The sequence below is a fragment of the Nocardioides sp. AE5 genome (genome assembly GCF_031844485.1).
Taxonomy (GTDB): Bacteria; Actinomycetota; Actinomycetes; order Propionibacteriales; family Nocardioidaceae; genus Nocardioides.
Genome location: NZ_JAUZVI010000015.1, coordinates 34,516 through 55,257, shown reverse-complemented (window position 1 = coordinate 55,257; position 20,742 = coordinate 34,516). Strand labels below are relative to the sequence as shown.

Annotated in this window: 19 protein-coding genes; 10 read left to right on the top strand and 9 right to left on the bottom strand. The window is 69.6% G+C overall.

All coding sequences use genetic code 11. The features are described from left to right. Positions 1–93: 93 nt before the first annotated feature. Complete coding sequence (locus Q9R27_RS17845) at positions 94–1,212, top strand: LppM family (lipo)protein (protein WP_311253762.1); 1,119 nt, start codon at positions 94–96, stop codon at positions 1,210–1,212. Positions 1,213–1,353: 141 nt separating this feature from the next. Then, positions 1,354–1,821, top strand: coding sequence for a hypothetical protein (locus tag Q9R27_RS17840; RefSeq protein WP_311253761.1), 468 nt, complete (start codon positions 1,354–1,356; stop codon positions 1,819–1,821). A gap of 213 nt (positions 1,822–2,034) precedes the next feature. On the opposite strand, the gene Q9R27_RS17835 is transcribed toward Q9R27_RS17840, so the two are convergent. Beyond that, the gene (locus Q9R27_RS17835; protein ID WP_311253760.1) at positions 2,035–2,598 is read right to left on the bottom strand and encodes a 1-acyl-sn-glycerol-3-phosphate acyltransferase; all 564 of its coding nucleotides are present in this window, start codon (positions 2,596–2,598) and stop codon (positions 2,035–2,037) included. Continuing rightward, positions 2,595–3,137 (bottom strand): PGPGW domain-containing protein, encoded by a 543-nt coding sequence (locus Q9R27_RS17830; RefSeq protein WP_311253759.1) that lies wholly within the window; start codon positions 3,135–3,137, stop codon positions 2,595–2,597. Before Q9R27_RS17830 ends, Q9R27_RS17835 begins: the two co-directional genes overlap by 4 nt. A 139-nt stretch (positions 3,138–3,276) precedes the next feature. Between Q9R27_RS17830 and Q9R27_RS17825 the strand changes: the two genes are divergently transcribed. The 6 genes from Q9R27_RS17825 (at position 3,277) to Q9R27_RS17800 (ending at position 11,422) form a co-directional block, all read left to right on the top strand. Further along, on the top strand, positions 3,277–4,635 hold the full coding sequence (locus Q9R27_RS17825) for an FAD-dependent oxidoreductase (RefSeq protein ID WP_311253758.1): 1,359 nt from the start codon (positions 3,277–3,279) through the stop codon (positions 4,633–4,635). Between the two features lie 97 nt (positions 4,636–4,732). Beyond that, positions 4,733–5,578 carry an LppM family (lipo)protein gene (locus tag Q9R27_RS17820; protein WP_311253757.1) on the top strand — a complete coding sequence of 282 codons (846 nt, stop codon included), beginning with the start codon at positions 4,733–4,735 and terminating at the stop codon, positions 5,576–5,578. A gap of 125 nt (positions 5,579–5,703) precedes the next feature. Next, positions 5,704–6,609: an LppM family (lipo)protein gene (locus Q9R27_RS17815; protein WP_311253756.1), complete on the top strand. Its 906-nt coding sequence runs from the start codon at positions 5,704–5,706 to the stop codon at positions 6,607–6,609. A gap of 369 nt (positions 6,610–6,978) precedes the next feature. Then, entirely contained in the window at positions 6,979–9,141 is a 2,163-nt protein-coding gene (locus Q9R27_RS17810; protein WP_311253755.1) for a DEAD/DEAH box helicase, read from the top strand. After that, a complete protein-coding gene (locus Q9R27_RS17805) occupies positions 9,138–9,833 on the top strand; it encodes a hypothetical protein (RefSeq protein ID WP_311253754.1) in 696 nt (231 codons plus the stop codon). Before Q9R27_RS17810 ends, Q9R27_RS17805 begins: the two co-directional genes overlap by 4 nt. Before the next feature lie 191 nt (positions 9,834–10,024). Further along, positions 10,025–11,422 (top strand): hypothetical protein, encoded by a 1,398-nt coding sequence (locus tag Q9R27_RS17800; protein WP_311253753.1) that lies wholly within the window; start codon positions 10,025–10,027, stop codon positions 11,420–11,422. A 185-nt stretch (positions 11,423–11,607) separates the two neighbouring features. Here the strand turns inward: Q9R27_RS17800 and Q9R27_RS17795 are convergent, their stop codons facing one another. The 6 genes from Q9R27_RS17795 to Q9R27_RS17770 all read right to left on the bottom strand — a co-directional run bounded on the left by Q9R27_RS17795 (position 11,608) and on the right by Q9R27_RS17770 (position 19,300). Further along, positions 11,608–12,261, bottom strand: coding sequence for a hypothetical protein (locus tag Q9R27_RS17795; RefSeq protein WP_311253752.1), 654 nt, complete (start codon positions 12,259–12,261; stop codon positions 11,608–11,610). Further along, positions 12,258–13,460 carry an acetate kinase gene (locus Q9R27_RS17790; RefSeq protein WP_311253751.1) on the bottom strand — a complete coding sequence of 401 codons (1,203 nt, stop codon included), beginning with the start codon at positions 13,458–13,460 and terminating at the stop codon, positions 12,258–12,260. The genes Q9R27_RS17795 and Q9R27_RS17790 overlap by 4 nt, the downstream gene beginning before the upstream one ends. Further along, positions 13,457–15,568 (bottom strand): phosphate acetyltransferase, encoded by a 2,112-nt coding sequence (pta, locus tag Q9R27_RS17785; protein WP_311253750.1) that lies wholly within the window; start codon positions 15,566–15,568, stop codon positions 13,457–13,459. The genes Q9R27_RS17790 and pta overlap by 4 nt, the downstream gene beginning before the upstream one ends. Continuing rightward, a complete protein-coding gene (locus Q9R27_RS17780) occupies positions 15,565–16,830 on the bottom strand; it encodes an O-antigen ligase family protein (protein ID WP_311253749.1) in 1,266 nt (421 codons plus the stop codon). Before Q9R27_RS17780 ends, pta begins: the two co-directional genes overlap by 4 nt. Before the next feature lie 160 nt (positions 16,831–16,990). Beyond that, positions 16,991–18,133 carry an acyl-CoA dehydrogenase family protein gene (locus tag Q9R27_RS17775; protein ID WP_311253748.1) on the bottom strand — a complete coding sequence of 381 codons (1,143 nt, stop codon included), beginning with the start codon at positions 18,131–18,133 and terminating at the stop codon, positions 16,991–16,993. 9 nt (positions 18,134–18,142) lie between these two features. Next, entirely contained in the window at positions 18,143–19,300 is a 1,158-nt protein-coding gene (locus tag Q9R27_RS17770; RefSeq protein ID WP_311253747.1) for an acyl-CoA dehydrogenase family protein, read from the bottom strand. Positions 19,301–19,429: 129 nt separating this feature from the next. Here Q9R27_RS17770 and Q9R27_RS17765 point away from each other — a divergent pair, with 129 nt between their 5' ends. After that, positions 19,430–19,699, top strand: coding sequence for a DUF4031 domain-containing protein (locus Q9R27_RS17765; RefSeq protein WP_311253746.1), 270 nt, complete (start codon positions 19,430–19,432; stop codon positions 19,697–19,699). Here Q9R27_RS17765 and Q9R27_RS17760 read toward each other — a convergent pair. After that, positions 19,653–20,273 (bottom strand): hypothetical protein, encoded by a 621-nt coding sequence (locus tag Q9R27_RS17760; protein ID WP_311253745.1) that lies wholly within the window; start codon positions 20,271–20,273, stop codon positions 19,653–19,655. The genes Q9R27_RS17765 and Q9R27_RS17760 overlap by 47 nt on opposite strands. Positions 20,274–20,329: 56 nt before the next feature. On the opposite strand from Q9R27_RS17760, the gene Q9R27_RS17755 reads away from it, so the two are divergent. Beyond that, positions 20,330–20,674 carry a hypothetical protein gene (locus tag Q9R27_RS17755; protein ID WP_311253744.1) on the top strand — a complete coding sequence of 115 codons (345 nt, stop codon included), beginning with the start codon at positions 20,330–20,332 and terminating at the stop codon, positions 20,672–20,674. Positions 20,675–20,742: the final 68 nt, after the last annotated feature.

The following is a 20,742-nucleotide window of genomic DNA, read 5'->3' as shown; positions in this document are numbered from 1 at the left end:
GCGATGATCCTGTTCCCATTCCACCGCGTGGCCCGGCCACTGCCCTTGTCCCTGAAAGGCCGCGCCGTGTTGCGACGTAACCTTCGCGCCCTCGTGGCACTCCTCCTGCTGGTCGCTCTTGGCGGCTGCTATCGCACCGAGATCTCCTTCACCGTCCACGAGGACGAGACCATCTCCGGAGCCCTCATCCTTGCCATCGAGAAGTCCGCCCTCCAGCAGTGCGTGGACTTCGAGGGAGCTGACCGCCCGTTGCGCGACGTCTGGGAGGAGTTCTCGGACCCCGAACTGGCCGACGACGAGATGATGCCGCCAGGAGCGGTCATCGAGCCTTGGGAGGACGAGACCCACCTGGGCGAGCGGGCTGTCTTCGAGGGGGTGCCCGTCGCGGACTTCGTCGCCTGGATGGCCGAGGACAGTGGTGGCTTCAGCCTCGAGCACACCGATGGTCGCTGGATCCTTGAGATGGAGATGGAAGAGGAGCTCGCGGACGAGGACATCGATGACTTCGAGGAGTTCGAGGGGAGCATCGATGAGGACTGGGACGAGGACTGGGAAGCTGATCTCACCGGAGCGGAAATCCGCGAGTGGCTCACCGATCCGGACCCGGAGAGCCGCGGCACCGGCATCCCCGAACTCGACGAGCTGAGTGCGGCAGAGATCGAGACGTTGAGTGACGAGGAACTGCTGCAGCTCTTCGAAGCGGGCGAGGATGAGTGGCTGGAAGCCGACCTCGATGCTGACGACATCCGGTCCGAACTGCAGGACCCCGAGTTCGGACCGTGCTCCGCCATGTGGATGCCCGGCTTCACGGGGATGTCGCTGCCCGAGATCCTGGCCCTGCCCGATGACGAACTGGTCGAGCGCTACACCACTGCACTGGCCGATGAGGCACTGGAGGATCCCTTCGAGCGGTACGAGGAGGAGTTCGCAGACCTCACGCTGCGCATCTCGGTGACCTTCCCCGGGCCGGTCATCGAGTCGAATGGCGAAGTGGATGGCACGACGGTGACCTGGGAGGTCGACCTTGACGGGCCCGTCACGGCGGAGGACGGCCAACTGCGCGCGGTTGCGCATGACCAGCCGCCTGCAGGTGAACGATCCGGACTCCGCTCCGCTCTGGTCCCCGTGGCCGTCGCGGTTGGTGCGACCTCCTCGGCGGCCGCGCTCGCCTGGCTCATCCCGGTGTGGCGTCGGAGGCGCTCGGAGGACTGAGGACCTGGTTGCGAAGGCCCGGGCCTGTGCCGCTCGCTGAGTCCACCCGGATGTGTTCGGAGGGGCGCACGCGGGGCCGTGGGAGCAGCTCCCGGGGACCCGCGCCGCCGGCACTGCGGCGGGTCCGTAGAATCGGCCGTGATGAGCGCTTCGGCTGATTATTGCGAACTGTGTGACATGTCCTTGGCCTTCTGCCCCCACGGGCAGCCCAAGCCAGCACCCGCACCCGAGCCGGCCGCCACGGTGGCCGCGCCGCGGACCCGGGCCCCACGCTCATCCCCGCCGCGCAAGGCAGCGACGCCCCGGGCCGCCGCGTCGGCGAAGCAACCAGTGGTCACCAAGCGGACCGCGCCGCGTCGGTGGAGCCGCCCGGAGGACTTCGAGGCGGCGATCGTCGTCGTACTCACCGAGGCCGGGGGCGAGCTCGCCAACGACGATGCCCTCGCGGCACTCGAGGAACTCCTCGCCGACCGGCTCACCGTGGGGGACCGGGAGAAGTCGCCGACCGGGGAACTGCGCTGGCACCTGGCCGCGCGCAAGGCCCGGCAGAAGCTGATCAACGAGGGGCGGATGAGCCGGCCGCGCCCCGGCGTCTGGGCCCTCGGCTGAGTGCTTGAGCGCCGAGCCGGCGTCAATTGACGCCGACTCGACGTCGTACGGCGTCAACTCGTGCCGCCTCGGCGACATGGATGGTGCAGATGCACCGTTTCCGCCCTGAAACCCCGGGTCCCAGGGCGTTTCCGGTGCAGATGCACCGTTTCGGCCCCTGTGCCGCGTCAACTCGTGCCGACTCGGCGCAAGAACACGTCAACACGTGCCGACTCAGCGTTCTTCGCGGAGCCTCGGCTCGGTGCGCCCCTCGGGGCGCAGGCCCCGCTTGTCGGCATAGAAGGCGCGGACCTTGTCCATGTCGGCGCGCACGTCGTCGGTCATCTCCAGGGTCGGGCCCATCCCGATGGTGCGGCTGGGGCCGTCGAGGAAGCCGAACGAGACCGGCAGCCCGGTCTGCCTGGCCAGCCGGTGGAAGCCGGACTTCCAGAACTCGCTCTTCGACCGTGTCCCCTCCGCGGCCAGCACAATCACGAAGTGGTCGTCCGCCTCGGCCTGGGCAGCCAGGTCGGCCACCACGGTGTAGGCGTTGTCGCGGTCGATGGCGATGCCGCCGGTGGCACGCAGCAACACGCCGACCGGCCCCTTGAACAGGTCCTGCTTGATCAGCACCCGCGGCGAGACCCCGTCGGCCCACAGCAGCATGAGCATCGCCACCCAGTCCCAGTTCGAGGTGTGCGGGGCGCCGACCAGGATCCCGCTCGGCGGCACGGTGCCCACGCGCTTCCAGCGGGTCAACTTCAGTACGCCGCGGGCGAGGTGCTTCCTGATGATCACGCGCTTCCGTTCCGTCCCTGGGGGCTGCTCGTCGGGGTCCACGGTATGTCGTTGTCGGGATCATCATCGGTGTTGTCCACCGCGGCCTCCTTGGGGACCCCGGCTGCCACCAGCGGCCGGAAGCGGCGATAGCTGTAGATCAGCAGGGCGAAGGCGAGGATGCCCGAGGCGATCAGGGTGATCCCGGTGGCCGGACCGCCGACCAGCCACCACTGCTCGTCCAGGGGCCACCACCGTGGCGCCGGGGGAGAGATGATCCAGAAGATCCCGATCCCGACCAGCCAGGCAGCCCCGAGCGCGGAGCCGATGATCCGCGGCCAGGTGCGCACGCCCTCGGCGGCCGTCTGCAGGGCCTTCCGCTCGATCGGCGCGAGTCGCCGCTCGGCCCATTCGTACTGCTGGGACAGGATCAGCATCCCGCCGAAGAGCATCAGCAGTCCGGGTCCGGGCAGCACCAGTGCCGCAATGCCGGCCAGGACCAGGGTCCAGCCAGCGATCTCCAGGGCGATCCGCTTCGCGGCCGCAGTTCCCCACGCCATGGCAACAGCCTTCCAGATTCCGGCACCGGTCAAACAGGGGAGCGGGCCAAAAGGGCCGACAACCCAGTGCGATGCAGATCACATTGAATCACGGCGGCGTTTAGGTAAGGCTGGCCTTACTAGTGACGAGGAGGTCTGGATGCGGAACATCCGCGCAGCCGTGGTTGGCGCAGGACCCGCCGGCATCTATGCCGCTGACATCCTGACCAAGGAGTACGAGCAGGCCGAGGTCGATGTCTTCGACCGCCTGCCGGCGCCCTACGGCCTGGTGCGTTACGGAGTCGCACCTGACCATCCGCGGATCAAGGAGATCATCAAGGCCCTCGGCCGGGTGCTCGCCAACGACCGCATCCGCTTCCTCGGAAATGTGGAGCTCGGCGGGGACGTCAAGCTCGCCGACCTCCACCACTACTACGACGCGGTCATCGTCGCCACCGGTGCCGCGTCGGACCGCAACCTGGAGCTCCCCGGGAGTGATCTCCCGGGGAGCTACGGGGCGGCTGACTTCGTCTCCTGGTACGCCGGGCACCCCGACGTACCCCGCGACTGGCCGCTCGAGGCCGAGTCCGTGGCCGTGATCGGCGCTGGCAACGTCGGCCTCGACGTCGCCCGGATGCTGGCCAAGCCGGTCACCGAGCAACTCACCACCGAGATCGCCGAGAACGTCGAGCGCGGCCTGGCCGCCAACAAGGCCAGGGACGTCCACGTCTTCGCCCGGCGCGGCCCCGCCCAGGTGAAGTTCTCACCGATGGAGTTGCGCGAACTCTCCCACTCGCCCAGCGTCGACGTCCTCGTCGAGGAGGACGGCTTCCAGATCGACGAGGCGAGCCAGGCACTGATCTCCTCCAACAAGGGAGTCCGGCTCGTCGTCGACACCCTGTTGAAGTATCTCGAGGCAACCCCGACCGGGGCGCCGCACCGGATCCACATCCACCTCTGCCACGCGCCGGTCGCCCTGCTCGGCGACGGCAAGGTCCAGGCGATCCGCACCGAACGGACCGAACTCGACGGCACCGGCAACGCCCGTGGCACCGGTGAGTACGTCGACACCCCGGTGCAGGCGGTCTATCGCGCGGTCGGTTACCTCTCCACGCACTTGCCCGACCTGCCCTTCGACCACGTCGCCGGCGTGATCCCGAACCAGGCAGGACGCGTGCTCGACCTCGACGGCGTCGCTCTGCCCGGTGTCTATGCGACCGGCTGGATCAAGCGAGGTCCGGTGGGCCTCATCGGGCACACCAAGAGCGACGCCGCCGAGACCATCCGCAGCCTGCTCGAGGACCTCGACGGCATCCCCGCCCCCGAGGTGAGGAACCGCGACGCCATCCTGGACCACCTGGCCGACCGCGGTGTCGACGTCGTCACGCACGACGACTGGCTGCGCCTGGACGCCCACGAGATCGCGCTCGGCGAGGCGTCCGGCCGGGAGCGGATCAAGGTCGTTCCCCGCGACGCGATGATCGCGGCTGCCCGCAGCGAGGACACCTCGCTCGACTGACCCCGCTCCCGGGGGAGGCGCATCCATCTGGGAGCCAGTGCGTGGATCTGGAAGGATCTGGGTAGACCCAGATCCTGACCACCACTGAAGGGGACCCATGCACGGCCGCGTCGCACGCTCCGCCCTGGTGGCAGTGCTGCTCCTGTTCGTGACCGCGGGCTGCTTCCGGATGCAGATGGAGATGACGGTCAACGAGGACGAGACCCTCTCCGGCTCCCTGGTCACCGCGATGAGCGAGGAAGCCCTGGTCGCGATGGCCGCCTTCGATGAAGCGGGATCGAGCGACCCGCGTGCCCTGTGGGAGGAGTTCAACGAGGGCAACGCGATGGACCTGCCCCCGGGAGCCACCGTCGAGGAATACGCCGAGGACGGCTACATCGGTGACCGGATCGTCTTCGCCGACACCCCGATCTCCCAGATGGACTCGGTGCTGAGCGCCGACGGCGGTGAGTTCTCCCTGGTCCACGAGGGCGACACCTATGTCTTCTCGATGGACTTCAGCGTGGACAACGGTGCAATGGGTGGCGGTGACCTGATCTCCGAGTCCGAGATGAACCTGTTCGCCAGCCTCTACGGCAAGCCCGAACTGATCGTCGACCTCACCTTCCCCGGCGAGGTGATCGAGACCAACGGTGAGGTCGACGGCACCACCGTCACCTGGACCCGGGACCTGCTCGCCTCCGGGAACGAACCGATGACGGCGACCGCGAAGGACTCCGGTGGCAACACTGGCGGCAACAGCGGCGGCTCCGGCGGTGGGGACGGCGGCACTGGCGGCGAGTCCGGCGGGGAGGCGGGCGAGGACGACAAGGAGTCGGGTGGCACGGCCGGGCGCGAGGACTCCACGGCCGCAGTCGCGAGCGGGGTCGCCCTCGGCGCCGCCGTGCTCGCCCTCTCCCTGCTCGGGATGGGCATGGGGGTCCACCGCGCACTGCGCGGATGACCCGGTACGCCGCGACCGAACCAGGTCCGTGGCCGCGCGCACTCCCCGAGGATCTGCGAGGATGTCGTCAAGCCACGGGAGGGCGGCGCCACGCCGACTCCCCCTCTTTCCGAAAGGCAGCCACCGTGTTGCGTCGTACTCTCTCCGCAATAGTCGCCCTGGGCCTCATGATCCTGGTCCTGTCCGGATGCTTCAAGGCCGACTACCAGCTCAGCATCAGCCCTGACGACAAGGTCTCCGGCACCATGATCGTGGCGATGAACAAGGAAGCCATCCAGGCGATGGCCTCGTTCGAATCGCAGGGTGAGGCGCCCGAGGACCTCGATCCCCGCGCCGCGTGGGACGCATTGATGGCCGACGAGGACGGCACCGAGGACGATCTGCCGCCCGGCGCCACCAAGGAGCCCTACGAAGAGGGTGACTTCCTCGGCGACAAGATCACCTTCGCCGACGTGCCCCTGGCCGAGTTCTCGGCGTACATGAGTGAGGACTCCGACGACGAGTTCAGCCTCGAGCGCGTCGACGACACCTACGTCTTCCGCGGCTCTGCCGACATGTCGGACGTCACCGGCGAGGACGAGGCGGCGGAGGACGAGCTCTTCGGGGAGGCCGAGATGCAGCAGTTCTACGCCATGTACGGCACCCCGACGTTCAAGATCGCGATCACGTTCCCGGGCACGGTCATCGAGCACAACGGTGAACTCGACGGCACCACCGTCACCTGGACCGCCGACATGACGTCGAGCGAGGTCAACGAGTTCTCCGCGGTCGCCCAGGCCTCCGGGGGCTCCAGCGGCTCCGGGGACGGTGCATCCGGGGGCGGTGCCACTGACGGGGCCACCGACGGGGCTGCCGGGGACGGCGCCACGGAGGGGGGCACCGGTGACGCGGACGAGGACTCCGAGGCCTCCGGCGACAGCGACGACGGTGGCTTCCCGGTCCTGGCCGTCGTGATCGGCCTGGGCGTGCTCGTGGTCGCCCTGATCGGCGCGATCGTCACCCTGCTGATGAGGGCCAAGCGCAAGGGCTGAGCCCGACGGGGCAGCGCCCCCGAGCGCCGAACCTCCAGCGAGCCGCGTCCGATCCGGGCGCGGCTCGCTGCATTCCACGATCCGGGAAGTGGGGATCGGGCCGCGAATCGCGTTACGATGGTCGTGCACCGACCGTCCTGGCGGCGCGTGCCACGGAAGAACCCCTCCCGGGGTGGCCGCAGTCACCCCATGTCACCGAGTCACGGCATCAACGGAGGCGGACCGTCGGCACCCCCGGCGTGAGAAGGGCCCGGTGCACCGGATCCGCCCGCCACTCCGGCCGTCACCGACGTCCAGGCATCCGCAGCCGCCCCGCCGGGGCCGACTGCCGCAGCGGATCCGGAAGCGAAGCCAACCGAGGAGAAGTGAGTGGCCACAGGACGCCAGCGTCGATCAGGCGGCAACCGGAACTCCCGTTCCGGCCAGAACGGGAACCGCAATCAGCGCCCCCCCCGCGACAACGAGGGCATCATCCCCGTCCTTGCCAAGACGGTCCGCGACATCGAGCACAGCGTCCAGCGCGGCCAGCTCACCAACGCGCACCGGGTCCGGTTCCAGGTCAGCGCCCTGCTGGCTCGCGAGGAACGCACCCGGGTCAAGACCGACCAGGAGATCACCGACGCCCAGCGCGAGGGCCAACTCAAGCGCCTCGAGGGCATCGCCACCATCCTCGCCCAGACCGCGGCCCGCGAGCCGTCGCTGTTCCACCTGCTCGACACGGACGCCGAGATCAGTGACGCAGCCCGGCGGGTCAAGCGGGAGATGCAGGCCGAGGGCGGCCTCGAGCCGGAGCCCGAGCCCGAGCCGGTGGAGCTCTCCGAGGTCGAGACGATGCGCGCCGAGCGGAAGGTCTACCCGGCCTCGGTGCGCGCCGCGCAACTGTCCAACCCGTTCATGGTCCCCGACTTCACCGGCGCCACCCCGCACGTGGTCGAGCGGCGCCTGGCCGGATGGGAATTGATCACGCCGCTGCTGAACTCGTTCGAGCAAGCGCCGTCGGGGGCACCGGCCTGCATGGCGCTGCCGGAGCCGCGCAGCAATCTGTCGTACGCCGGCAGCGACCTGATGGACCACCAGGCGAAGCTGATCGCCGCCGTCACCGGCGGGCACCGCACCTTCCTGCTCGCCGACGAACCCGGCCTGGGCAAGACCGCCCAGGCCCTGCTCGCGGCCCAGGCAGCCGACGCCTACCCGCTGCTGTGCGTCGTACCGAACGTGGTGAAGACCAACTGGGCCCGCGAAGCCGCGCTGTGGACCCCGGAGCGGTCGGTCACCGTCGTCAACGGTGACGGCGAGGACGTCGACGGCTTCGCCGACATCCACATCGTCAACTACGAGATCCTGGACCGGCACGCCGACTGGATGGGCGCCCATGGCTTCCGGGGGATGGTCGTCGACGAGGCCCACTTCATCAAGAACAAGAAGTCGCAGCGCTCGCGCCACGTGCTCGACATCTCCGAGCACATCCGCAGCCGGGTCTCCCGCCCGATGCTGATGGCGCTGACCGGGACGCCGCTGATCAACGACATCGAGGACTTCGTCGCGATCTGGGAGTTCCTCGGCTGGATCGACGCCAAGAAGCCCGGACCCGTGCTGATGGCCAAGCTGGAGGAGACCGGGCTCTCGCCGGTCGACCACGGCTTCTATCCGGCCGCGCGCCAGGCCGTGGTGGACATGGGCATCGTGCGTCGCCGCAAGGTCGACGTCGCCGCCGACATCCCGGCCCGCCGGATCGCCGACATGCCGGTCGAGCTCGATGGTGCCGAGGGGCGCTCCATCCGCGAGGCCGAGCGCCACCTGGCCCGCCGGCTGGTCGGCCGCTACGACGCTGCCGTCGAGGCACGCCGCAACCGTGGCGAGGAGACCTTCGGCATCGACGAGGAACTCATCCGCCGCGTCGCCAAGGCCGAGCTCACCGACGAGACCAACACCTCGACCGGGGAGAACGTCTTCTCCATGGTCCGTCGCATCGGACGCGCCAAGGCCGAGCTCGCCGCGGACTACGCCGCCCAGCTCTCGCACAGCGCCGGCAAGGTGGTCTTCTTCGCCAAGCACGTCGACGTCATGGACGCAGCGGAGCAGCTCTTCTCCGCGCGCGGCATCGGCCATGCCTCGGTGCGCGGCGAGCAGACCTCGCAGGTGCGCCAGCGGAACATCGACGCCTTCGTCAACGACCCCGAGGTGAAGGTGATCGTCTGCTCGCTCACCGCCGCCGGCGTGGGGCTCAACCTCCAGGTCGCCAGCAACGTGGTGCTCGCTGAGCTGTCGTGGACCAACGCCGAGCAGACCCAGGCCATCGACCGGGTGCACCGGATCGGCCAGGACACCCCGGTCACCGCCTGGCGCGTCATCGCCGCGCAGACCGTGGATGCCCGCATCGCCGAACTCATCGACGACAAGGCCGGCCTGGCCGCACGCGCCCTGGACGGCTCGGAAGTGGAGTTCTCCTCCACCGACGTGCAGCTCGAGGCAATGGTGGGCCTGCTCGGCGATGCGCTGGCCGAGCGGCGGGACGCGAGCGAGGTCCGGTGAGCCCTGCGGCGGCACTGGCCCGCGCCCGGGAGGCCGTCGTGCGTGCCCCACGCCGCCTGGTCGTGGTCGGCGCCGTGCTGCTGGTGCTCGTCGCGGCACTGGTCGTGTGGCGCGTGGTTGCGTCCCAGGGCGACGAACCGGTGGCCAAGCCGGTCCCGATCAAGTTGCAGTCGGCCATCGAGGATCCGTTCGAGTTCGTCGAGCATGCCGGTGCCACCTGGCTGGTGGGCCACCGGCTGGTCATCGAGGTGGACCCGACGTGGCACGTCTATGACTCCGAGCGGGCCTCGCTGGACGACACCAGCTGGGAGTACGCCGCAGGCGAACCCGAGCCGGAAGAGTCAGCCGCCGACGCGGACGTGCCGACCTACCTGGCGATCTATGCCGGCATCCCGAACCGTTCGGCCAGCTTCGACGAGGTCCGCGACCGGGCCCGCGCCGACGCCGAGCAGCAGGACGGTTATGCGCTGGTCGCAGAGGGCGCCGTCGATGTGCCCGGCGCCGAGCAGGCGGCGTACCTGCGCTTCACCCGGCAGGTCGACTACCGCGGCCAGCAACGCACGGTCGAGGAGGTCAGCTACTTCCTCCAGGTCGAGCCCGGCGTGACCACGCGGGTGCGCGCCTTCGCCCCGGCGGGAGAGTTCGACGCTGCGTGGGACAAGCGCCTGGGGACGTTGCAGGTCTCGCCGTAAGTGACCTAGGTACGTCGGTGGTCGGACCAGCCGCCCCCGGGCTGCGATCCGCGCGTCAACGCCGGCGCCGCCGCACCTTGGCCGGTCCACTTCCCGGCCGGGCCCATCAATCTTCAGCAGTCGTCCGCATGTCGGGACCGGGTGGCTGGTTTCGCGGGGGTTGTGTCGGTACCCCCTGATGGACTGTTCGCATGATCGATACCGACGCAGCTCTGGCCCCGTTCGAGGTGGATGACCTCGACGGTGACGTGCTGCTCGATCTGATCTCGGACAACACTGACCAGGAGTGGCGGGCGGAGCGCCGCCGGCTCCGTCTCGCCTACCAACTGTGTGTCACCCATCCGGCTGTGGAGGCGGATGCGGCGTCGTGGGCCGATGGGATCCCGGATCTGGCTGGTTACACCGACACCCTCGGCGGGGAGGGGACGCCGGAGGTGGCGGCGTTCACGGTCGAGTTGTGGGCCACCGCAGCCGGCGTCTCCACATGGTCAGCGAAACGGACCCTGGCGGCCGCCCTGGATCTGCATCACCGGCTGCCTCGCACGTGGGCTGCTGTGGAAGAACTCCGTATCCCTGGTTGGAAGGCGTGCCGGGTTGCCGAGGACACGAACCGCCTCTCGCTTGAGGCTGCGACGTGGGTGGATGTGGAGTTGGCGCGGCGTGGGACGTGGGGGTTGCCGACCATCGAGAAGACCATCAAGACCGCGATGGCGATGTTCCACCCCGATCTGGTCAAGAACAACGGCCTGCCGGGTCGTGACGATTGGGACGTCACCGTCGACCACGCTGCTGGCGTGGACGGGACCAGCCGCCTGGACGCGATCGGGGACAGTGTGGACCTGGAGACGTTCCACTCGCTGCTTGCTGATGAGGCAGCCACCATGGGACGCCTCGGCGACACCGACACGCTCGGGCAGCGGAAGGCCAAGGCCCTCGGTGTGTTGGCGGATCGGCAGGCGACGGCTGACCTGCTGGGCCTGCTCGGTGACGACAGCAGTGGCGCGGAGAGCGAGACCGGCAAGCCCGTGACCCGCCGCCGCTCCTACTTGAAGACCCGCCTGTACGTACACATGACGCTGGCGGACCTCGCCGTCCTGGCCGGCGCGACCACCGACGCCGCGACAGGTGCCACAGGAGCCAGCGCGACTGCGGACGGTCACGTCGCTGCGACGAACCTCTTCGGGACCGTCCACCTCGACACCCTCAAGGCTTGGCTACAGGGCCTCGGCACCGACGCGAGGGTCACTCCCGTCATCGACACCAACCGTGACTGGTCGGTGGTGCACCACGACCCACCCGAGACCATGCGCGAGCAGGTGGTTCTGCGGGATCGGCATTGCGTGTTCCCGTGGTGCACAGTCGATGCCCGCAACTGCGACCTCGACCACATCACCCCGTTCGACGAGCACGGCCCACCCGACCAGACCAGGCCCGAGAACCTCGCGCCGCTCTGCCGGCGACATCATCTGGCCAAGACCCACGGCACGTGGCGCTACGTCCGCAACCGCGACGGCACCTACACCTGGACCAACCACACCCACGCATGGCTCGTCACCCACGACGGCACCACCAGCCTCACCGATCCCTGACTGCCCTGCCCCGTCCCCCGGGACAGCGCGAACCGCCCACAGCGAACCGCTCCCCGGGGGCACAGGCATGCGCGCAGGTCCCCGGCGACAGCGCTACACGCACGCAGGAACCAGGCGCCGGCGACACCGGCTGCCAGGACCCCGCGTTCAGTCGACGAGGATCGGGATCAGCACCTCGTCCGCATTCAGGCAGGCACGAGGTCCACGCGCAGGTCGAACCCGGTCACTTCGGGCTTCTTCAGGTCCTCCACCTCGACCTCCATCAGGTCGGCGACCAGGGTCCGGGCCTCGGCCAGGTCCTCGACGCTCTCCTCGGGAAAGTCGATGCGGGCATAGGTGTGGGAGCCCTCCGCCCGGGCGTTGACGCTCACCCCGTCCGGCAGGGCACGCAACCGCTGCAGGGACAGGCAGATCTGCTCCAGTTCGGCCGGTTCGCCGTCGTCGGCGCCGAGCGAATACATCCAGCGATAGGGGTACACGTCCTCAGGCCCGCCATGGCGGAGCGTCACCGAGATGATCCCGGAGTCGACCCCGGTTGCCTCGGCAGCAGTGAGGAAGCGGGGCAGCACGGCACATGCCTGCGCGCTCGTCGCTTCCTCCGTCATCCGTACGTCGACCTCGTAGGACTCAGCCACCTTGAGTTGCTGGGGAGTGTAGAAGCCCTCGACCTCCGCTACGCCCGGCTGGCCCCGGAGTTCGTCGGCGATCGGCGCTACCTCGGCCGAGTGGTCCTCGCCGCCGCAGCCGGTGAGCAGGGCAGTGGCCAGTCCGAGGCCGGCCAGGCAGGCGCCGAATCGGACGCGGTGGGCGCGATGGGCACGGCGTACGTCGTGGATCACGATGCGCCGATCACCTCGACGGCCTGGCGGGCGATCTCCCACTCCTCGTCGGTCGGCACCACCAGCACCGCGACCCGCGAACCGTCCGGTGAGATTGCCCGCGGCTCACCGTTCGGGGCCGCGTTGCGTTCCGCGTCGACGGTGATGCCGAGTTCGGCCAGCCCGGCCAGCGACTCGGCCCGCACCGGTGCCGCGTTCTCGCCGACGCCGCCGGTGAAGACGACGGCGTCCACTCGGCCCAGCACGGCGTAGTAGGCGCCGACGTACTTGCGCAGCCGGTGGCAATAGACGTCGAAGGCCAGGCAGGCCCCCTCGTCGCCGTCGGTGCGCATCCGCAGCACCTCGCGGAAGTCGTTCTCGCCGGCCAGCCCCTTGAGCCCGGAGTTGCGGTTCAGTTCGGTGTCGATCTCATCCAGGGAGAGGCCCAGTTCGCGGTGCAGGTGGGCGTGGAGCGCCGGGTCGACGTCGCCCGAGCGGGTGCCCATCACCAGTCCCTCCAGCGGCGTCATGCCCATCGAGGTCTCCACCGACGCACCGCCGCGCACGGCCGTGATGGAGGCGCCGTTGCCCAGGTGAGCCACGATCAGATTGGTCTCCTCCAGTGGCTTGCCCAGCAGTTCGGCGGCAGCGCGGGAGACGAAGGAGAACGACGTGCCATGGAAGCCATATCGGCGGATCGCGTGCTCGCTGGCCCAGGACCGCGGCACCGCATAGGTCCACGCGTGCTCGGGCAGGCTCTGGTGGAAGGCAGTGTCGAAGACGGCCACGTGCGGCAGGTCGGGGAAGAGGGCCCGGGCGCCGGCGATCCCCTCGAGGTTGGCCGGATTGTGCAGCGGCGCCAGGGGGACCAGGTCCTCGATCGCCCGGCACACCTCGTCGGTGACTCGCACCGGCGCCGAGAAGCGGTCGCCGCCGTGGACGGCCCGATGACCCACCGCCACCACGTCGTACGCCGCCAGGGAGGGGCCGTGCTCCTCGAAGGCAGCCAGGGCCAGGGCAAAGGCGGCCTCGTGGTCGGCGACCGCACCCTCGATCCGGACCTCGCCCTCGGGACCCTCATGGATCACGGTGCCGACCTGTTCGCTGATCCGTTCCACCAGGCCGCCGCCGGGGGAGGCGCCGGTGGTGGCGTCGACCAGCGAATACTTCAGCGATGACGAGCCGGCGTTGACGACCAGCACGTGGGGAGCGCCGCTCACACCTGCGCCCCGGTCTGCTCGGCCGCGTCCTGGTCGGTGCTGGTCCGGTCGGCCTGCAGCACGGTGATCGCCACCGTGTTCACGATGTCGCGCACCGTCGCTCCCCGGGAGAGGTCGTTGACCGGCTTGTTCAGGCCCTGCAGGACCGGGCCGATCGCGACCGCGTTGGCCGAGCGCTGCACCGCCTTGTAGGTGTTGTTGCCGGTGTTCAGGTCCGGGAAGATGAAGACCGTCGCGTCACCGGCCACCGGCGAGTCCGGCAGTTTCGTCTTCGCGACCGCGTCGTCGATCGCTGCGTCGTACTGGATCGGGCCCTCGACCAGCAGGTCGGGTGCCAGTTCACGGACCAGGGCAGTTGCCTTGGTGACCTTCTCCACGTCCGTGCCCGAGCCGGAACTGCCGGTCGAATAGGAGAGCATCGCGATCCGTGGCTCCACGCCGAAGGCGGCGGCAGTGGCAGCCGAGGAGATGGCGATGTCAGCCAACTGCTCGGCGGTCGGATCCGGGTTGACCGCGCAGTCGCCATAGACCAGGACCTGGTTGGCCAGGCACATGAAGAAGACCGAGGAGACCACCGAGACGCCCGGCTGCGTCTTCACGACCTCCAGCGCGGGGCGGATCGTGTGCGCAGTGGTGTGCACCGCACCCGAGACCATGCCGTCGGCGCGGCCCAGCTCCACCATCATCGTGCCGAAGCAGGAGACGTCGCGGACCTGTTCGCGGGCCTCGTCCAGGTCGATCCCCTTGTGCTTGCGCCGCTCGTGGTAGACGGCCGCGAACTCCTCGACCAGGTCTTCGTCGTGCGGGGAGAGCAACTGGGCGCCCGTGATGTCCACGCCGACCTGGGCAGCCTTGGCCCGGATCGTGGTCGGGTCGCCGAGCAGGGTCAGCTCGGCCACCCCGCGGCGCAGCAGGATGTCGCTGGCGCGCAGGATCCGCTCCTCCTCGCCCTCGGGCAGCACGATGTGCTTGTTGGCCGCCACCGCATCGTCGATCAACTGGTGCTCGAACATCAGCGGCGTGACTGCGGTGGTCCGCGAGACCTCGAGCCGGTCCAGCAACGCCGGCCCGTCGACGTACGTGGAGAAGAGGCGCAGCGCCGTGGCGATCTTCCGCGGCGACGTACGCGCCAGGCGGCCCCGCAGGTTGGTCAGCGCGGTGGAGGTGGCGTGGGTGCCGAGCCCGGTGCTGACCACCGGCACCGTGGTGCCCAGGCCGTCGACCAGGGAAGCCACCTCGTCGGGCAGTGGGATGCCGCCGTTGAGGAAGATCGCCGAGACCTGCGGGAAGTTGGCCGACTGGTGCGCGGCCAGTACGCCGATCACCAGTTCGCTCCGGTCGCCCGGCGTGATCACCGCGACCCCGTCGGTGAGCCGGTTGAGCACGTTCGGCAACGTCATCGCGGCCACCATCAACGACGGCACCTCGTGCTCGAGCAGTTCGGGGGAGCCGGCGACCAGGGTTCCGTCACAGGCCGCCATCAGTTCCGCGACGCTGGGCGCGTTGAGCAGCGGCTCCTCGGGGACGGTGAACGCCGGTACGCCGGCGAGTTCGGTGATCTCGCCGAGCAGGTCGGCGTCGCTGACCCGATTCGCGATCACCGTGAAGAGGGTGGCGTGGTTGTTGCGCAGGTCCGCGGAGAGCACGTTGGCGATCGTGGCGATCTCGTCCCGGCTGCGCCGGAAGCCGTTGACCACGAGCAGGACCGGCGCACCGATGTTGGCCGCGATCCGGGCGTTGTAGGTGAACTCGGTGGGCGTGGCCACGTCGGTGTAGTCACTGCCGACCACCACCACCGCGTCGCAGCGATCGGCGACCTGGTGGAAGCGCTCCACGATCCGGTCCATCGCCGCCTCGGGATCGGTGTGCACCTCCTCGTAGGAGACGCCGGCACACTCGTCGTACGTCAGGTCGACGGCCTCGTGCGCGGTGAGCAGGTCGAGCACGTAGTCGCGCTCCTGCCCGTCCCCGCTGGCGCCGGCCCGGGTGATCGGGCGGAAGACACCGACCCGTTCGACGGCGCGGGAGAGTTGCTCGAGGACGCCCAGGGCCACCGACGACTTGCCGGTGAAACCCTCGGCCGAGGCGATGTAGACGCAGCTGGTCATGGGGAGAGCGTAGACGGCTCGTCGCCATCGGGCGGGACCCGTGGTGGGCGGCGGTGGCGGGCACTGACGGCGATCGAGAGCACCGTCCACAAGGCCAGTGACACGTGCGTGTCGAAGGACGGGTTGTCGAAGAGGCTGATCACCCCGAAACCGGCCAGGCCGGAACCGGCTGCCACCACCAGCGCGTCGCGGCGGCGCGCGCCGCGGATGATCACCACGGTGATCGCGACAGTGAGCCAGAAGGCTGCGAAGAGGCCGAGGAACCCGGTCTCCACCCACCATGTCAGCCAGAGGTTGTGGGAGTGGAAGAAGCGCTGGTCGCCGGGTATGCGCTGGTCCAGGAACGGTCCGGAGCGGCCCAGGCCCAGGCCCCACGGATGCTCGCGGGCCAGCTCGAGCGACTCGCGGTAGACGTCTTGGCGCGGGCCGATCGAGAACTTCGCCAGCAGTGTCCCGAAGGCGACCATGATGCCGGCCGCCACGGCCAGGCCGGTGCCGACCAGGATGCGTCGCGACGGGTTCTTCAACGCCAGTGCGGCCAGGCAGAGCACCACCATGCTGACCAGTCCGCCCCGGGAGAGGGTCAGCATCAGCGCACTCGCCCCGAGCAGGCCGAGGCCCGCAGCCAGGATCCGGCCCCACTTCTTGCCGAACGCCATCCGCAGGGCCACGCAACCGACCGGGATCAGCAGGATCAGGACCGGCGCCAGCAGGTTGGGGTTGGAGAAGGTGCCGGTGACCCGGATCGCGGTGTCGTCGCGGAAGCAGCCGTCAGCCCCGCCCTCGATCCGGGCACGGCAATAGCCGGTGTCGATGTCGAAGACGGCTTGGATCACCGCCCACCCGGCCGTGATCGCGACCGCTGTGGCGGCGCCGAGGGAGACCACCACCCGCCCGGGTTGCCAGGCACGTTGCACGCCGACGCTGAGGTAGAAGAAGAGCGCCACCACGGCATAGGCGACCAGGCGCGAACCCCCGTGGGAGTTGATCACGAAGGCCAGGATCCCGGCGAGCACGCTGGCCCAGACCGCCAGGTCGATCGGCGTACGGAACTGGTGCGGTCGTAGGCCATGCAGGAGCAGGGCGGCCAGCCCCAGCGCGATGAACCCGGCCCCGACCGGCGGCAGGAAGCGGTCCAGCCGGGCCACCGTCTCCAGGACGGCGCCCAGGGTGATCACCACGGCGATGATCAGCCACGGCCGGCCGCGCAGTGAGGAGAGGGCGGCAGGGAGTGAGCGGATGCTGTTCCCCGTGGCGGCCATGGGGAACATTGTGGCCCCATGGTGCCCCTGCTGAAACGCCATGGGGCTGTGACTTTCGCCGAGGCGGCACGTGTTGACGCTTTCTGGCGTCGAGGCGGCGTCAATTGACGCCGCCTCGACGTTGAATCCTGTCGACTCGTGCCGCCTCGGCGGTTTCGCGTCAGCCCAGGGGGTCCACGTCGGAGTACGTCGTGACCTGCTCGGCCAGGCGGGCCAGGTGCAGGTTGCCGTCCCCGAAGAGGTGGTCCAGCGCGGTCAGGTGGCTGGTGTAGGACCCGATCGAGTATTCGGCCGTCATCCCGATCCCGCCGTGCAACTGGATCGACTCCTGACCGATGTGCCGCGACGCCTTGCTCACCTGGAGGGCGGCCCGGGACGCGGCCTGGGCAACCTCCTCGGTGCTCCCCTCAGCGAGCACCATCGTCGCCCAGTCCACGATGCTGCGGGTCAACTCGAGCGCGACGTACATGTCGGCCGCCCGGAAGGTGAGTGCCTGGAAGGTGTTCAGGGTGACCCCGAACTGCTTGCGGCTGGTCAGGTAGCCGGAGGTGGTCTGCAGCGCCACTTCCATCGCCCCGAGCGCCTGGTTGGCGGCAATGATCCGGGCCCGGTCCAGTCCGGCCTCGATCACCTCGGTGGCGTCACCGCCCTCGCCCAGGGGCGTGGCGGGGGCGTCGGTGAAGGTGACCCGGGCAGCCCGGGCACCGTCGTGGGTGGCATAGCCGTCACGCTGTACGCCGCCTGCGGCACCGTCGACCGCGAAGAGGCCGGTGCCGCCGTCGGGCAGCGCCGCAGAGACGACCAGCACATCGGCCCGTACGCCGGCCTGCACCGGTTCCTTGGTGCCGTTCAACGTCCACTCGTCCCCGGCGCCGGAGGCAGTGACCGCCGTGGCAGTCGGGGCCCAGCGGGAGCCCGGCTCGTCGTGCGCGAAGGCCAGCACCTTCGCGCCCGATGACAGGGCGCCGAGCAGGTCTGTCCGCTGCTCGGGCGAGCCGGCGTCGGCGACCAGGCCACCGGCCAGCGCCACCGCATGCAGGTAGGGCTCCGGGGCGATCACCCGGCCCAGTTCGGTGGCCACGATGGCCACTTCGACAGGCCCGGCGCCGGCGCCACCGTCCTCCTCGGCAAAGGGCAGCCCCAGGGCGCCCAGTTCGGCCAGCCGCTGCCAGGTCTGCTCGTCGAAGCCGGGGTCGGCCGCCACGGTCTGGCGGCGTACCTCGAAGTCGCCGTACTTCTTGGTGATCAGGCCGCGGACGGCCTCGCGCAGTGCCTGCTGTTCGTCATCAAGGGTGAAGTCCATGTCTCTTCCTCACAGTCCCAGGATCGTGCGCGAGATGATCTGGCGCTGGACCTCGTTGGATCCGCCATAGATCGACGTCTTGCGCATGTTCAGGTAGTTGGGGGTGGAGCGTCGCTGCCAGAAGTCCAGGTCGGAGTCGTCCTCACCGGCGCCGGAGGCCAGCGCGGCAGGACCGGCCAGGTCGACGACGAGTTCGGTGACCGCCTGCTGCAGGTCGGTGCCCTTCAGCTTCAGCACCGAGGAGGCCGGGTGCGGCTTCCCGTCGGTCGAGTTCGCCGAGACCCGCAGTGCGGTCAGCTCCAGGGCGAGCAGTTCGTTCTCGATCTCCACCACGCGCGCGGCGAGCAGCGGGTCGGCCGCGATCAGCTCCTTGCCGTGCTCCTTGGCCGTGGCCAGGGCGCGCTTGGTGCCGCCGATCTGGGCCACCCCGACACGCTCGTTGCCGAGCAGGAACTTCGCATAGTCCCAGCCCTTGTTCAGCTCGCCGACCAGGTTCTCCGCCGGCACCCGGACGTCGGTGAACCAGACCTCGTTGACCTCGTGCCCGCCGTCGATCAGCTCGATCGGGCGCACCTCCAGGCCGGGGCTCTTCATGTCGATCAGCAGGAACGAGATGCCGGCCTGCTTGCGCGCCTCGGGGTCGGTGCGGACCAGGCAGAAGATCCAGTCGCCGTACTGGCCGAGCGTGGTCCAGGTCTTCTGCCCGTTCACGATGAAGTGGTCGCCGTCGCGGACCGCGGTGGTGCGCAGCGAGGCCAGGTCGGAGCCGGCGTCCGGCTCGGAGAAGCCCTGCGACCACCAGATGTCACAGTTCGCGGTGGCCGGCAGGAAGCGCTCCTTCAACTCCTGGGAGCCGAAGGCGGCGATCACCGGGCCCACCATCGAGGCGTTGAAGACCAGCGGCACCGGCACGCACGCGGCCGCCAGTTCCTCGTGCCACAGGTGGCGCTGCAGGTCGGTCCAGCCGCGCCCGCCCCACTCGACGGGCCAGTGCGGCACGGCGTACCCACCGGCGTTCAGGGCCTGGTGGGAGGCGACGATCTGGTCGCGGGTGAGTTCGCGTCCGGCAGCGACGGCGTCGCGGACGTCCTGGGGGACCTGGGTGGTGAAGTAGGTGCGGAGTTCCTCGCGGAAGGCCGCATCCTCGGGGGAGAGCTTCAGTTGCATCGTGAACCCTTCTCTTGGCTGTCCCCAATCATGGCGGGTGGCCGGATGGTTGACGAGGTGCGGTGCGCGATTTCCTGCCACGCATCGATCCCTGGCGCGTCGCCACCCGGCCTCTGGGATGCTGGGGACGTGGCCATCCTGATCGACCCCCCGAACGTGCCGTGGCGCGACCGGATGTGGTCACACTTGGCCTCCGACACCTCGCTCGAGGAGTTGCACGCCTTCGCCGCCCGGCTCGGCGTGCCCGCCCGCGGCTTCGACGGTGACCACTACGACATCCCGGCCGAGGCCTACCAGGCGGCCCTGGCGGCAGGTGCCGAGCCAGTGCGCAGCCGGGAACTGGTCCAGCGGCTCAGCGCGGCGGGGCTGCGTCGCCGCAAGACGCCTCGAGTGCGCTGATCTCGGCGGCCAGGTTCACCCGCGCCGCAGCGTCCCAATGCGCCCGCCCGTACGCCGTACGGAAGAGGTGGTCGCGCCCGGTCAGGTCGCGCAGCACGGCCAGCCGGCCCCGGGTGAAGTCGGCGTCCGGCACGGCGGCGAAGTCACGGCGTACGTCGGCGGCGTACTGCCGGTAGCGCTCGGGAGCGGCAGCCAGGATGGCGAGGTCGGCATCGCACAACTGCTCCCCGGACGTGTCGCCGGGCGCCGGATCATGGTGCTCGGTGAGCCGGACCAGCCGGGCCACCTCGGCGACGTCCAGCCCGGGTACGCCGAGCGCCTCCAGTTCGCGGGTCGCCATCCGCGCCGAGAGTTCCTCGTTGCTGGTCGCTCCCGGTGATTGCGGACTGGTCTCGTAGACGGCGTCGTGGAACCAGGCCGCCAGTGCCACCTCGGTGCCGTGCGCGCCGAGTTCGTCGAGCCGGTCGAGCACCTCGGCGAGGTGCCGTTCGTCGTGATAGCCGCGCCCGGTCGACCAGGCGTGCAGCAGCCGTTCGCGGAGCTCGTCCCCGGTGGCAAGTGGCCAAGGCAACATGGCTGCCATGGTGCCTGACGCGACGCGCCCCGCGGTGATGGGGGAGAATGTGGCCCATGTCCGAAGCGAAGCCGGTGAAGCGCCCCAGGCACCTGATGGACCCCAACAACCCGGTCCGCAACGCGCCCAGCAACGACCGCTCGCTGACCCGGGTGCAGAAGTGGGTCATGTCCACGCTCGCGGTGAGCACCATCCTGCACCTGCAGGTCGGCCTGATCCTCTTTGCCCGCTCCTTCGGCGACGAGCACCACAGCAGCCAGGTCGGGGTGATGGTGATCTCCGCGATCTTCGGCATGCTCGGCGCCGCGGCCGGGATGGCCATCCACCAGAAGAATCCACTCAACGGGTGGCTGCTGCTCGGGACGATCCCCACCCTGGTCGCGATCCCGTTCGTCTTCTGATCGTTTCTGCTTCGAAACACCGCCCTCGCGGGACCTTGGAGCCTGGGGAACCGGGAGGCGCCGGTTAT